At 35.7% G+C, this 14,428-nt stretch carries 15 protein-coding genes; 9 read left to right on the top strand and 6 right to left on the bottom strand.

What is annotated here, in order from left to right; genetic code table 11:
- The 9 genes from DMB65_RS02515 (at nt 1) to DMB65_RS22075 (ending at nt 7,331) form a co-directional block, all read left to right on the top strand.
- Entirely contained in the window at nt 1-960 is a 960-nt protein-coding gene (locus tag DMB65_RS02515; protein WP_110305101.1) for a transporter family protein, read from the top strand.
- A 71-nt stretch (nt 961-1,031) separates the two neighbouring features.
- A complete protein-coding gene (locus DMB65_RS02520) occupies nt 1,032-1,646 on the top strand; it encodes an SCO family protein (RefSeq protein WP_110305102.1) in 615 nt (204 codons plus the stop codon).
- 9 nt (nt 1,647-1,655) lie between these two features.
- On the top strand, nt 1,656-2,027 hold the full coding sequence (locus DMB65_RS02525) for a hypothetical protein (RefSeq protein ID WP_110305103.1): 372 nt from the start codon (nt 1,656-1,658) through the stop codon (nt 2,025-2,027).
- Between the two features lie 40 nt (nt 2,028-2,067).
- Complete coding sequence (locus DMB65_RS02530) at nt 2,068-2,934, top strand: AraC family transcriptional regulator (RefSeq protein WP_110305104.1); 867 nt, start codon at nt 2,068-2,070, stop codon at nt 2,932-2,934.
- Nucleotides 2,935-2,954: 20 nt separating this feature from the next.
- Nucleotides 2,955-3,629 carry a superoxide dismutase gene (locus DMB65_RS02535; protein ID WP_110305105.1) on the top strand — a complete coding sequence of 225 codons (675 nt, stop codon included), beginning with the start codon at nt 2,955-2,957 and terminating at the stop codon, nt 3,627-3,629.
- 34 nt (nt 3,630-3,663) lie between these two features.
- Complete coding sequence (locus DMB65_RS02540; protein ID WP_110305106.1) at nt 3,664-3,951, top strand: YHS domain-containing protein; 288 nt, start codon at nt 3,664-3,666, stop codon at nt 3,949-3,951.
- A gap of 404 nt (nt 3,952-4,355) precedes the next feature.
- Nucleotides 4,356-5,801: a c-type cytochrome gene (locus DMB65_RS02545; RefSeq protein ID WP_110305107.1), complete on the top strand. Its 1,446-nt coding sequence runs from the start codon at nt 4,356-4,358 to the stop codon at nt 5,799-5,801.
- Nucleotides 5,802-5,988: 187 nt separating this feature from the next.
- On the top strand, nt 5,989-7,152 hold the full coding sequence (locus DMB65_RS02550) for a c-type cytochrome (protein ID WP_230470581.1): 1,164 nt from the start codon (nt 5,989-5,991) through the stop codon (nt 7,150-7,152).
- 17 nt (nt 7,153-7,169) lie between these two features.
- Nucleotides 7,170-7,331 (top strand): hypothetical protein, encoded by a 162-nt coding sequence (locus DMB65_RS22075; RefSeq protein WP_165834841.1) that lies wholly within the window; start codon nt 7,170-7,172, stop codon nt 7,329-7,331.
- Between the two features lie 684 nt (nt 7,332-8,015).
- Here the strand turns inward: DMB65_RS22075 and DMB65_RS02555 are convergent.
- The 6 genes from DMB65_RS02555 to DMB65_RS02580 form a co-directional block, all read right to left on the bottom strand.
- Nucleotides 8,016-9,122, bottom strand: a complete 1,107-nt coding sequence (locus DMB65_RS02555) for a PepSY-associated TM helix domain-containing protein (RefSeq protein ID WP_110305109.1) — start codon at nt 9,120-9,122, stop codon at nt 8,016-8,018.
- A gap of 21 nt (nt 9,123-9,143) precedes the next feature.
- Nucleotides 9,144-11,276 (bottom strand): TonB-dependent siderophore receptor, encoded by a 2,133-nt coding sequence (locus DMB65_RS02560; RefSeq protein ID WP_110305110.1) that lies wholly within the window; start codon nt 11,274-11,276, stop codon nt 9,144-9,146.
- 99 nt (nt 11,277-11,375) lie between these two features.
- Nucleotides 11,376-11,753, bottom strand: coding sequence for a hypothetical protein (locus DMB65_RS02565; protein WP_230470582.1), 378 nt, complete (start codon nt 11,751-11,753; stop codon nt 11,376-11,378).
- Nucleotides 11,754-12,042: 289 nt separating this feature from the next.
- Nucleotides 12,043-12,390, bottom strand: coding sequence for a hypothetical protein (locus tag DMB65_RS02570; RefSeq protein ID WP_110305111.1), 348 nt, complete (start codon nt 12,388-12,390; stop codon nt 12,043-12,045).
- 81 nt (nt 12,391-12,471) lie between these two features.
- Nucleotides 12,472-13,137: a hypothetical protein gene (locus DMB65_RS02575; RefSeq protein ID WP_110305112.1), complete on the bottom strand. Its 666-nt coding sequence runs from the start codon at nt 13,135-13,137 to the stop codon at nt 12,472-12,474.
- A gap of 153 nt (nt 13,138-13,290) precedes the next feature.
- Nucleotides 13,291-14,166, bottom strand: coding sequence for a helix-turn-helix domain-containing protein (locus DMB65_RS02580; RefSeq protein WP_165834843.1), 876 nt, complete (start codon nt 14,164-14,166; stop codon nt 13,291-13,293).
- Between the last annotated feature and the right edge of the window lie 262 nt (nt 14,167-14,428).

Below are 14,428 nucleotides of genomic sequence, written 5' to 3' on the forward strand. Positions count from 1 at the left end.
ATGAAAAAAATAATAGTACTAGTGATGCTTTTGGCTGTAAGTTCAGCCTTTAGCTTAACAGAAAAAGACAGCATTTCAGGATTTACTTTTCAGCGTTTGGCGATGATGGAAGATTTTGACTGCGATGCCTGCGGATGTTCAGCAAGCGGAGGAAGTATGGGCTTTAGTTCAATGCTTAATAACAACTTTGTGGGGTTAAGGTATTTCAAACAGAGCTATACCAGCCGCGATGGTATTTTCGCCAATTCGCCATGGATAAATGAAAATTTCAATACCGTTCAGGCCTGGGCAAGAATTCCGCTAACCGGGAGAATACAGATTTCTGCCCTGCTGCCGTATCATTTTCATGAAAGAAAACTAACCACGAGTACAGCGAGTATATCAGGCCTGGGGGATATTACCCTGATGGGACTTTATACTGTTTTTGAAACTAAAAAGGACAGTGCTGTTTTTACCCATAAAGTAAATATTGGAGCCGGAATAAAACTACCAACCGGTAAGTTTACCGAAGCCAATAATCTAGGAAGCGTAAACCAGAGTTTTCAGCTCGGAACCGGAAGCTGGGACTACTCAGTAGTTTCCGAGTATGTAGTCAATAGAAAAGATCTTGGATTGAACACCACATTGAATTATATTTTCAAGACACAGAACAAAAATGAATACCAATATGGCGATCAGTTCAATTACGCTGCGACACTGTTTTATCTGTTCGATTTAAAATCCGTGCAGATAGTGCCACAGGCTGGTCTGGCCGGTGAGGTATACCAGACCAATAAACAGCACGGACTGGATCTTCCCAATACTGCCGGGGATATTTTATTTGGAAAATTTGGTATTGAGGCTGGAAAAGATAAATTATCAATTGGTGTAAATGCAATGCTGCCGGTTAATCAAAATTTATCATCAGGTAAAATGGAAGCCAACTACAGATGGAGCGTTAACCTAAATTATACCCTCTAAGGGATCTAAAAACAGCTTGATGTGTTCAGATTAAGTATTATGAAGTGATATCGGTCAATAAATGAAATAAGATGAAAAAAGGATTTTGGATTTTAACAGTCTGCATACAGATTGTAAGCTGCGGAAAGATGCAGGAGAAACTTCCCATTTTGGGTAATCCTGCCATAGAAGGAAATAATTTAACTTATCCTAAAATACGTGATTTCTCCTTTATAAACCAGAACGGCCATACGGTTACCAATGAAACCTTTGCCGGAAAAATCTATATAGCAGATTTTATTTTTCTTTCGTGCCCGACAATCTGCCCCAAAATGAATTCAGAACTCAAAAAGGTCTACGATGCTTATAAAAATAATACTGAAGTCTTATTTTTATCTCATACTATTGATCCTGAAAACGATACAGTAGAACATCTTAAATTGTATACTGATAATTACGGTATCAAAAACAACTGGCATTTTGTGACAGGAAATAAAGACAGTATCTATAAAATGGCAAAGGACAGCTATTTCGCAACTGCTTATCCTGATTCAAGTGAGCCAGGAGGTTATGTACACAGTGGAGGTTTTCTTCTTATTGATAAAAACAGGCATATTCGTGGTGTTTATGATGGAACCAACCAGAAAGAAACCAAAAGATTAATAAAAGACATAAAAACGCTTCTGGAAGAAAACCAGTCTAAATAATTTATTCTGATGAGAAAAAGTATTTCCATATCTATTCTTATCCTGCTGGTGTTTCAAAACACGAGCAGCCTATGGGTTATAGGTGCTTTTTATATCAATCAGGATTATATTGCAAAAAATGTCTGTATCAACAGATTTGATGCTGTTCCGATCTGCAAAGGACAGTGCTATCTGACCAAAGAATTAAAAACCACCGAAAAGCAGGATCAGAAAATCCCAACAGTAACTTATAAAGAAATACAATTGTTCTGTGAATATGAAATGATCTTTTCATTTTCTAAGCCCGTCTTATTTTCTAAAAGAATTTATCCGGTACTTAAAAAAGACCAGTTGAAATCAGCTTTCATTTTTTCTATTTATCATCCGCCCCGGTGTGCTTAAAAAATAAAATTTTAAGTATTAATAGATAAAATCAAAAAAAATGCAGACTACAGCAATACCAGTTTGCGACTTTGGTTTGTTTGGCGACGAAGTTAGACATTTTTGGATGGATGATTTAAAGAGCTTACTACAGCGTTTTCCTATTTTAGAAGATCCTCATAAACAGCATTTTTTTATGCTGCTTTTTATTGATGATGCTCAGGGAGAAGTGAGTATTGATAATCAAAAAATAAACCTGGATGGTTCTAAAGTAATTGTCATCAAACCGCGCTCGATAAGCAGTATACATATAAATAGTAAGGCAAAAGGAAAAATAATCTGTTTTACAGACGACTTTTTCTCACTGCGTTACAACAATAATATTTTAAATCAATTTTCATTTCTGCACAATGCGGCAAAATCATTTGTACGCTTAAATGAAAAGGAAAAAAACAAATGGATATACCTCCTTGAGATTTTTTTTCAGGAGTTCAAGTTTCAAAAAAGGGAGACAGTAAAAATACTCCGCTCGTATTTGAACATATTTTTATTCGAACTGGAGCGTCTCTCCAACCCTCAGGGGTTTGTGCCTGATAATACGATCAAACAACAGAAGGTGAGGGAGTTTGAAAAACTGATTGACCTGCACTTTAAATTCAAAAAAATGCCTTCTGCGTATGCCGATTTATTACATATCAGCCCTAACTATCTGAACAAAATATGCAAAGAGATTTCAAATTGTACGGCTGGAGATCTTATAAGAAAAAGAATTATCCTGGAAGCCCAGCGCTTACTTCATTATACCAACCATTCGGTGAATGAAATTGCGGATCAGCTGGGTTTTGAGAGCACTTCCTATTTTGTCACTTTTTTTAAAAAACAGATTAATAATACCCCTGAGCAGTTTCGAAAAGCATCAAATGAATAATAACAATTAAATCAATAATTATGAAAAAGCATCAAATTTTATCCGTTTTATTATTGCTGTGCATCACAGTTTCAGCTCAGTTCACACAAAAAAACCTGCCTTATGCCTATAATGACCTGGAACCGTTTATAGATGCGCAGACTATGGAAATTCATTACAGTAAACATCATGCTGCTTATGTTAAAAATCTAAATGCAGCCATAACAGGAACTGCTGCTGAGAAAATGACCATAGAGGAGATCCTTTCCAGTGTTTCTAAGTTAAGTACGGCAATTAGAAATAATGCAGGAGGCCACTATAACCACGAGTTTTTCTGGTCGGCTCTTACTCCTGAAAAAAATACCATACCCTCAGCTGATCTGCAAAAAGCGATTCAGGAACGTTTCACAAGCCTCGATGCCTTGAAAGAAAAAATAAACCAGACGGCCATTTCAAGATTCGGATCGGGATGGGTATGGTTATATGTAAGTCAGCAGGGCAAATTGGAGATCTGTACGACGGCCAATCAGGACAATCCTCTGATGGATATTGCAGAGAACAAGGGAACACCGATTTTTGGGATTGATGTATGGGAGCATGCCTACTATTTAAAATACCAGAACAAACGTCCGGATTATCTCATAGCAGTGTGGAATGTGGTGAACTGGAATCAGGTAAGCGCCAATTATGCAGCTGCACTGAAAAAAATGAAATAAAAGTAAGCATTAATAACTGCTTAAAAATAGTAAAATGAAAAAAATAATTTATCTGTTTTGTTTTGCAGCTTTATTGAGTTGTAGCAAAAAGCAAAGTAATACTAATGCAGTAAAAAAAACAACCAATGTTATAGAACCAAAAAATCCACTGAACAATCTCAAATACGAGAACAAGATAGATTTTTACTGCAAAATGGATATTACCAAATACGGCGTAAGTGATACTGTTACCTATAAAGGAAAATTATATGGTTTTTGCTCTAGCATGTGCAAACATGAATTCCTTATAAAGCCGGAGGAATATCTGGCAAAAACACAGTAATCCGTATTTTCGAGAACATACAATTTGGGATATCAGCAAGCCTTTTGCATACCCTCAATAAATACTAAAGTAAAATAACTTTGCATTTAGCTTTAAGATAGTACATGAAGAAATTCTGAGTCTCAGATTATAAAGTAAGCCCGGTATCATATCGGGCTTATTTTTTTTCTGCCTTAGACTTTTTAATATAACTGACTTAGCACTTATTGCTGCTTTTTAAGTACCAGGCTGGAAGTTAAAAAAATGTATTTCAGGATTGAATATCTAAATTAACACAGGTGAATAATGATATAAAAAAGTTGTTTTTTTAAAATAAAAGGAACGTTTTTCTAAATTTTTCGCTTTTTTGTTTTTAGGAGAACCCTCATTGTTTGTTGAAATTTGCATCAATAAATTTATAGATTATGGATTTTCCAATGTTTCATCTTGACTGGCTAAATAATAGAATGCTCATCGCAATTATTGCCATTCTTCACGTTATTATCAATCATGGCCTGGCTGTAGGTTTTATGCCATTTGTAACCTGGCTTGAACAAAGAGGCGTTTCACGAAGCGGTAAAGATCAGATTACCGATATGGAATGGGATGCTATGGTTTATAAAATAATGAAAGTTGCTTTTATTATCACTACAACCATCGGAGCAATGACAGGAGTAGGGATCTGGTTTTCTGTTGCCCTTGTAAGTCCTGCTTCAATAGGGAGTTTAATACGGGTTTTTTACTGGGCATGGTTTACAGAATGGCTGGTTTTTGTTACTGAAGTGGTTTTAATCATGATTTATTTCCTGACCTGGAAAAACAGCAACACTACATTAAAAGCAAAATTGCGTCATATTAAATTTGGCTGGTATCTGAGTTTATTCTCCTGGATTACCATGGCAATCATCGTTTCTATTCTTGGTTTTATGATGGATCCGGGAAATTGGGAAACCCATAAGACTTTGCTAAACGGTTTTACCAATCCCATTTATCTGCCCCAGCTTTTTTTCAGGACACCAACTGCTATGCTTGTTGCCGGAATATTTGGAATGTTCTTTATTACTTTATTTACAAAACCAGGTACTTCTATTAGAATCAATGCTGTTAAATACGCCTCACAATGGCTGCTGCTCTGGGCTCCGCTCTCTCTTATTGCGGCTTATATGTACTATAGGGCAATGCCGGCAGCGATGGTGGAAAACATGAGTACAGCTGTGGGATCCTTATCTTTTTCTCAATATTACAATTTACTGCTTTATGTGGCTTTTGCAGGAGCAGGACTCACATTGATAATAGGGGTATTAGGAATTTATAAAACCAAATGGTTAAGGCCCGGGGTTGTAATAATACCTGTTATAACGGCTATGGCTTATCTGGGCTTTTTTGAAAGAGTGCGCGAATTTATTCGAAAACCCTATATTATAAGCCAGTATATGTATTCTAATCTTCTGCTCAAGGAGGATTATGCAGTCTACAAACAGGACGGTATTTTAAAACATGCCACTTATACTACGGTAAATAAAGTAACTGACGAAAACAAGATTGAAGCAGGTAAAAATGTTTTTATCATAGCTTGCAGCCGTTGCCATACTGCACAGGGAGTTAACAGTATAGTGAGTGTTTTTGACAGGATGTACGGTGCTGGGGGAAAACCTCTGGATATTGCATCAATGGCCGCTTATATGCCCAATATGCACAACGGAAGAACTTTTATGCCTGAATTTCCAGGAAATGAAAAAGAGGCAGAAGCACTTGCTTCTTATATTAGATATTTGCAAATGACAGGAGATGTTCTTGAAGGTGCGCAGGAGGAAGGCGTAACTATAAATCCAAATAATTCAGCTACAACTTTAATCAATAAAAACAAATAAAATGTTTACCAAGTTATTTATCGCACTGCAGAACGCTACACCAGTTCCAAAAGACATCCCTTTACCGCTGCCGTTGCCAGAGTGGTTGTTAGTCAGCATACTTGTGATTTCCTTTTTGGTCCATATCCTTTTTGTGAATTTAATGGTCGGTGGGTCATTGTTAACACTCTGGTCACAAATTAAGGGGTTGAAAAATAAGGAATATGATGTTCTGGCCCATGAAATTGCAGCGACAATAACGGTAAATAAAAGTATAGCTGTTGTAATGGGAATCGCCCCATTACTAAGTATAAATGTTCTTTATACCATATATTTTTACTCTGCCAATGCATTGACAGGATTAATGTGGATTGCGGTCATTCCACTGGTAACGGTGGCCTTTTTATTGACTTACCTGCATAAATACACCTGGAAACTGCTCGAAAATAACAAAGCGGTGCATATTTCTATTCTGGCCGTTGCTGTTGTAATTTTCCTGTTTATTCCTTTTATATTCTTAACCAATATCAACCTGATGCTTTTTCCGGAAAAATGGGCATTAGTAAAGGGTTTCTTTAGTGCCATGACCCTGCCTAATGTTTTTCCAAGGTATTTCCATTTCATTTTCGCCTCCCTTTCCATTACGGGCTTGTTTCTGCACTGGTATATGGGAAGAAAAAACTATCCTTTTGAAACTATTTTCCCAAGCTTCACCCGGTATGAGTTAAAGAAAAAAGGCTATTCATTGGCACTGGTCGCCTCTGTGATTCAGTTCCTGATCGGGCCATTAGTACTGCTAACCCTTCCCTCAAAAGGACTTGGCTGGAATTTAATACTGATCATCTTTACTGGAGCAGCCATAGCCCTGCCGGCAATGTGGATGATGTGGAAAGGGATTCAGGGAGATGAAAGCACCATTGATAAAGATTTTAAAAAGGTACTGGTTCTAATGACTATAACCGTTTTGTTTATGGGGTCAGGACGTCAGGTTTACCGCTCTAATGCTCTGGAGAAGCACCGTGAACTGGTTAAATTAAAAACAGCAGAATTCCAACAGATCAAAAAAGAAGCCATTACAAAAAGTAAGCAGGCAGAGGCAGAGGCAAATACCGCAGAACTATCTGCCGCTGATAAAGGCAAGGCGGTTTTTAATCAGTATTGTACGGCCTGTCATAAAGTGGATGCCAAGCTGGTAGGTCCTCCTGTGCTGGAGATGGCAAAAATTTACAAGGACAACATTGCCGACCTGCAGAAATGGATTAAAAAACCAGGAAAAAAACGCCCGGACTATCCTCAGATGCCAGGTTTCGAATCACAGCTAAATCAAGAACAGTTAGATCAGCTGGGAGAATATATTCTTACTATAAAATAAATATCAAAACCGACTTTATGTCAAAAGTTTTTTACTTGCTTCCTGTTTTAGCATTTGCTGTTTTTATCTTAATGGCGGTTAATTTTAATTCTAATCATGATTTGAAATATCATGCTAAAAAAGATCGTGAAATTACCCATATTGCAGTTAGACAGAATATTAGTAGATCTAATTTTTGAAAAATTTAAACATCTCAAAAAAATTAAGTTATGACACAATTTTTTGCCCTTATTATCATCTTATTCGTTTTTGCATCAATCATAATACTGATCAAAATTAAGTTAACCACACTGCAGATTCTAAAAAACAAAGAGCTTAATAATCAAGAGAATAAACTGGAAACAACATATCAGTTTATAAAAGGTCTTTTTTAATATTTTAACCAATCCAAATTGAAAACTTTTGTCGTAATAAGTTTTTAAACGCTGTATTTCTACATTGCTGGAATTGGCCTGTACCCTGGATTAATTCTATTGATTCAGGATACTCTAAAAAAAACTGCCATTTGGAGAGATTTATTCGTTAAAAAGTGTCCTGAATTTATTTTGAAATTGGTCGTTAAAGCCCTGTTGATGCTGACACACACAGGGCTTTTTTATTGACATAATTTAAAAAACAATGAAAAAATACATCTGCCTGTTGATATTATTGTAAGACAGGATGATGCTTATAATTTAAGGAATCTATTTTCCTTAAATTTCAGGAAACACATTACTATTATTTATGAAACTCCAGAATTATAAAACATCAAGAGTCATCTGCTTTGGTGTTTTTTTTAATCAAATTTGAATTTAGTTTAGCTATTTGTTTTGATGTAGATGCTGATAATATCCGAAGTCATATTTGTCGCTCTGGATAATATATTATTTGTGATTTTTAGCGGGTTGTTTTCTGCCTTTTCTTTTCCAAAGAAAAAATCCCGTAATGGAAAGGATCGCAGGACTGAATCCGGTAATGACATAAAGAATTTTAATAAATAAATTATCATAATCACCCCGGTGAAGCTGTTTCATCATCCAATAAAACCGGTCAGAAAATGGTTTTTCTTCAATTCGTATGGTTTTGATCCAATTTCCATTATCACTGTCATAATAAACGTCGCTTCCTTTACCGAAATAAAGTGGGTTTTGGGTATCAGAAAATTCACCGCTTACTACAATATCCGTTTTTTTATCAGCGGGGATTTTAACGGCAATTGGCCTGAAATTGGGAATCTCCCGGGCATGTTTTATCACGTGATCAATATTTGCTTTTACCTGATAATTCATTTCTTTCTTCGTAATTAATTTCCATTCAGCAGGTAAAAAAAGACTTTTATTCATCCAGAAACCGGTAAAAAAAAGAATGAAATTAAACATCAAAGTCCAGACACCGATAATCCTGTGCAGCGATGAATTAAGCGTTCTGGCAGATTTACGATTCAACTTCTCTCGAAACATAAGAGTAGTAAATATCTTTTTACGATAAATAATCACACCCGTAATTAAGTTTAGCAGTAAAGCAATTGCCGCAATGGCTGTTATAAGTCTGCCTGGTTTATCCATTAAAAGTGAGTAGTGCGCAAGATACAGCCAGCGAAAAAAAGGGGATTGAAAAGAGCTAAAATCGCCCTCTTTTACAATTTTTCCCGTACAAGGATCTACCATACAGCAGTAGAGATAATTATCGGTCACCTTATCCTGATAATTAAAAATCATAAATTCGTAGGTATCGCAAGTATTTTTCGGAAAACTGTGCAGCATAATCTGCCTTGCCTGGGGATATCTCTCAGAGACTTTATGGTACATCTCATTTAATGAAATGGTTTTACTGCCCTTTATACAAGAATCCATTGACGGGTTATTGAAACACTCAATCTCTTTTTTAAAAACCAGCAAAGCGCCCGAAATTCCAAAAAACAAATACAGCACCCCGAAAAATAATCCGAGGTAGCTGTGGAGTTGAAATGATATTTTTGTGATTTTTTTCACTTTAAGTTCTAAATAACAGCTTTATAATTTCAATTTAAAAGATATGATAACTTCACGCAGGACTCCCGGGGTAATCATACCGCGGCCGCCATACCAATAATGCTCATTGAGCAGGTTATTAGCAGAAAGCGAAAAAACATAACCTGATTTCTCAAAACTTAGAACGGAGTTAATTAAGGTATAAGCATTAGTGGAAAAAGAACCATTAGCGTTGTTAATCATTAAATCTTTACCATAATGACTGCCGCCCAAGCCTAAAGAAAACCCGCTCAAAGCTTTTGACTGCGGAGCATAATTGATATACCAGGTCCCGGAAAGTTTAGGACCTGCATCTACAGGTCTTAAACCTTGAGTAAGTGCATCAGAGACTATAAGCTTACTGTCGTTATAAGCAAAACCGGCATGTAAAAACAATCCTGCCATCGGATTTGATTCTAAATCTGCTTCAAAACCTTTACTGCGCTGCTGGCCATCCTGCAGATAAGAGGCCGTATCATTTGGGTTCTGTCTTACCACATTGGTTACATCAATAGTATAATAACTCAAAACGGCATCCAATAGGTTCTTTTGCAGAGATATTTTAACTCCCGATTCCCATTGATTCCCGTAAACAGGCTGGAAATTGGTCATCTGCCCGTTTACTGATTGTGGTGATTGCGGCTGAAAACCATTCATATAATTAGCAAACAATGCAATTTTTTCAGAAATAATCTGGTAATTAATTCCCAATTTCGGAGAAATAGCCGTTTGTGTATAAGCCCCAGTAGTTGTTGCTGTTAACAAATCCTGTGTTCCTTTGTTATCGATATAATTGATTCGGGCACTAAGCATTACACTTAAATTTTCTAATGGGTTGATAACATCTGAAGCATATACTGAATAATGATCCTGAATCGCCTTATAATTCTCTCCATACGGTTTTGAAGCCAGTTGATCTGAAATATATTCATTATTGAAATAAGCATTTTGAGGATCCGCAGCAGTAGCCGAAACTTTAGTAAAATTCATAGATTTACTGGCAATCCCGTACAGATAATGATAATATTCAACACCCGTAATTAGTCGGTTTTTCATACTGCCAATTTTGAAATTCCCGACAAAGTCTTGTTGAATTTGCTGACTGGTAATATTTTCCGGATACATTCTGTAGACTCTTCGTGTAACATTCTGGCTATTATCATCCAATCTCAACCTTATATAATCTCCTGGAGTTTTATTATTGATTGAAATTAAATTGGTTTCCGATTTCCAATTTTCTGAAAGCCTGTAAATGATTTTTCCGTAAATATTTACCGCCTTATTATTTAAAGTTACCGTATTGTCCTGGAAGGAACGGAAATAATCCAAATGCAGTTCATCGGAGGATTTAGCAGTCCCCAAAGCCACTTGGTACAGCGGATTATTCGTAGCCGTTTTGTTTAAAATTTCAGCATCCAGCTGAATATGTAACTGCTCATTGAACCTATAGGAAATACTTGGGGCGGCAAAAAATGTTTTTGAAAAACCCTGGTCCTGAAAAGAACCTTTGTAGGTATAAGCGCTGGTTATTCGGGCAAGAATCTTTCCTTCTTTGTCAAGAGGTCTGTTGATATCAAGGGTGGCTCGTTGCAGGTTGTAAGATCCGCCCGTTGCACTAATGTCTGCAAAAGTAATACGCTGCGGTTTTACGGTAACACGATTAATCAGTCCGCCGAAAGTAATCATAGTAGAGCCGCCGCCGCCGAAAATTACGGCGCTTGGTCCTTTGATAACCTCAAGCTGTGCTGTGCTGACCGGATCCATGTCAGATGCTACATAACCGTTTACGCCATTTCTAAAACTCGAACGCGTACGAAATCCCCTGATGGAATAATATGGGGAAATACCAGCCCAGCTCGAGGCAACACCAGTAGCATTGCGCAGCATTTCGCCTTGGGTGTAAAAATTTCTATTTTTAATAAGTTGTGGTGAAACTGAAGCAGTAACCTGGGGATTTTCTAAGTTTTGAATGGGAAGCTTTGAAGCCAATTCGCTTGAAACATCCTGAGACTTTCTCACTCCTTCAATAATCACTTCGTCCATTATGGTATACTTGTCTGTGATGCTGTCCTTTTTTTGTGCATAGATTTGTAGTGAAGTCACCAAAGCTATCACAAAATATATTTCTTTTTTCATTTGTAATTTTTATATAATTGTAATTTTATTAAAGTGCAGGCATTTCTTCATTGTTTTGTGACAATGAAAAAACATTCCAATAGGAATTGAAATTAGAATTTATATAAAAAAGGAAGGGGGGCGGAAATTCTCTATTGAGACTGAAACAGGCTTATTATCTAACCTAGCTGGAAAGTAGGTTTTGATTCCGATAGGTGCAATTAACTTGAAAGTGTTATTTGAAATATCTAAAATGTAAACCAGCTCTGTTTTTTCTTTCAGGCTGTCCTGCATTTTCTTTTCGTTGTCGTTATATCTTTTTAGACTTTTTTGAAGTTCACAGCGTCCGTTACAGGTATTGAAAACCATTTTTCGCTGCACGCAGATGGTTTTTACGATCTCTTGCTGCTCCAACTTAAAGCATACATAAACAAATACACTACCAAATGATGGTGCTAAAATAATACAGCAAAGCACTATGATTAAATACTTTTTCAAGGTTGTTATTTTGTTTACGAGCGCAAAAGTAACATTTTTTGTTTTTCTTTTGAAGAAAGTTCTGGTTTACTTAATCAAGAAAAGCTAATTTACTTATTTATAACAACTTAAGATTAAGACTTTGTTTTAGGTGAATACCTGTTGGGGATTGAAAGATTTCTATTTGATTTTGTAAATGATTTTGCAAAAAAAGTACCCAGAAAATTTCTAATTTATTTAAAGTCAAAGAGACAGCCTTAACTTTTTTGTGGTAAAAAAGTATCCACTCCAAATCTATTTTTTATAATTTTTACCATGTCTTTTGCAAAACGATTTCCCCAACTGATTCGTTTTTATTTCCAAGTGTTTTTATGATGCTGTACCTCGTATAATTTTCAACTGTAATTTCAATAAGATAAGTTTCTGAATTAAGGTTTTTTATTAAAAATTCTCCATTATTGTCTCTGACTTTAAAATCCTGGATTATTTTTTTTTGATTTGTAAAAGTATTAAGTTCGAAAACCTTAATCGAAAATGATTCAATAGGACTAAAACCATTATCTAAAATCCTTCCCCAGATAGTAAAAGTTTCCTTGGGTGATTGAGCAGCAAAAAGGGGAATAGAAAGCAGGGTAATTAAAAGTATTCTTTTGAGCATAAAATTATAGGGACTAAATGTGGTTAATAAAGAGTTTTTATACGAGCAGGAAACTCTATCGGTAAAGATTTAGTAATGGTTTTATTTTTTATAATTTATCTTAATGCTTTTAAAGTCTCCTCCGCTGCTGTCTGCTGTAAAGAGCCCTATTTTTCCCCTAATTTGATTGCTTATTTTTTCAACTGTCAGCGAATGCTGAGCTTGATTGTTTATGTACACTTTAACATTTGTGTCCTCAATTACTAATTTCATGGTAAACCAGTCATTTGGGTTTGGCGGGTTGATGATTTCTTTTTCAAAAACCGCATTGTTTTCCTTTCTCAATTTTTCCCAGGTAAAATAGGGATGAGAAATATATTGTACAGCATGAATTCTCCGAACAGAGTCTTTTGCAAAAAAATTGAAAGGACGGGAGTAAACAGCATCATAGTTAATATTATCAGCAGCATGAAAGGCAATCCCGATAAAACTTCGCTGGAAAACATCTTTTCCCCGCATTTCAATTTCAATTGTGCCGTTTTTAAAATCCTTAACAGGCAGCCATACAATACCTTCCTTTTTATTTTCAACTATGTTCAGATAATCTCCACTGTCACTTGAAACGATTTTGATCTCTCTATTTACAGATTTCAGTTTTCCTTTTTTGTACAGATTGGCAAGTTCAATGGTTTGCTGCCGTTGCCCCAATAGCAAAAAGGGGAGTAATATAAAAGTAAATATAGGGGTGAATTTGGTTTGCTTTTTCATTGAAAGGCTATTTTTAATGATCTAATAGTTTAAATGATTCCTACTGAGAACAGGCCGCATTTACTAGTGATTTAGATAAGGGTGCTTGTTGTCTTTTGATAAAAATATTCTCATATACAAAAATAGCATAGATGTAAAGAGAATAATTACCAGTTAGATAACAGAACTACCATTTTGATAAGCATTTCTGAATTCTTTTGGTGAGATTCCTGTTTGCGCCTTGAAGAAACGCGTTAAATGATTTGCCTGTGAGAATTGCAAGAGATATGAAATTTCATTTATGTTAAGCTTCGTATAAGACAGGAGAGACTTTATTTCAAAGAGAATAAATTCATTTACCATTTCAGAAACCGTAAGTCCAAACTGTTTTTTGATGCACTTATTGAGTGTTACTCTGCTAATGCCTAACTTTTGCGCGTAATAGTCAATGTTTCTTGTTTTACGGACTTCGTTTTGTAACATCTCTTTAAACATAAAAGCAATACTGTTATTTTCTGTTTCTGAAGACAGAACGTAATGTGCTGCATAGGCCCGATTGAGTTTGATGAGTATAAAATACAACAGTGCCCTTATAATATGTTCGCTGTCTGATCGGAACGTTTTGATCTCACTGAGCAGTTCCTGAATTATATTGGCCAGCTGTGAAAAGAAGCCTTCATCAGCCTTTAGATAGAGCGGTTGGGTTTTGTTGTAGAAAAACTGCAGCCTGAAAGAGAATAGTTTATCCGAAAAGAAACCAGAAAGAAAGCTATCCTGGAAAAACAGGAAATAACATTCCACTTTAGTCTTGTCCAAAAACCATCTTCTTTTTTGAAATGGAGAAATGAAAATGATTGTATGATCTGAAATTTCAATTCTCTGCTGATCAAGTTCCAAAAAGCCATTTCCCTTAGAGAAAAATATAAGTTCATAAAAATCCGTATGATGAAGCTCACTTTCAAAAAAATAATAGGGTATGTCTTTATAAGTGCCTATATCAATTAGGAGCTCAACATTATATTTATTTTTTAAGAATTTAAATATCTTCATTGTCAGCGTATTTTTCATATTACTCAGATGCGAATATCTACAAATCAAGAGAATGCTGACCACGTCATTTGCAGGGGAGCCATCCCTAAATTCCAATAGATGCTGGTAAAAATAGTTATTTAAACCCAAATTATGATTTAGGAATGTACCAAAGCTGATTTAAGCAAATAGAATATTGAAGTTTCTAATTCAAAGGCTGCGAATTTTCCTTTTTAGACTAACTAAATATTTATACTTAAATTTTCTTGCTCCACAGGTTTTG

Source organism: Flavobacterium cheongpyeongense, assembly GCF_003202435.1.
GTDB lineage: Bacteria > Bacteroidota > Bacteroidia > Flavobacteriales > Flavobacteriaceae > Flavobacterium > Flavobacterium cheongpyeongense.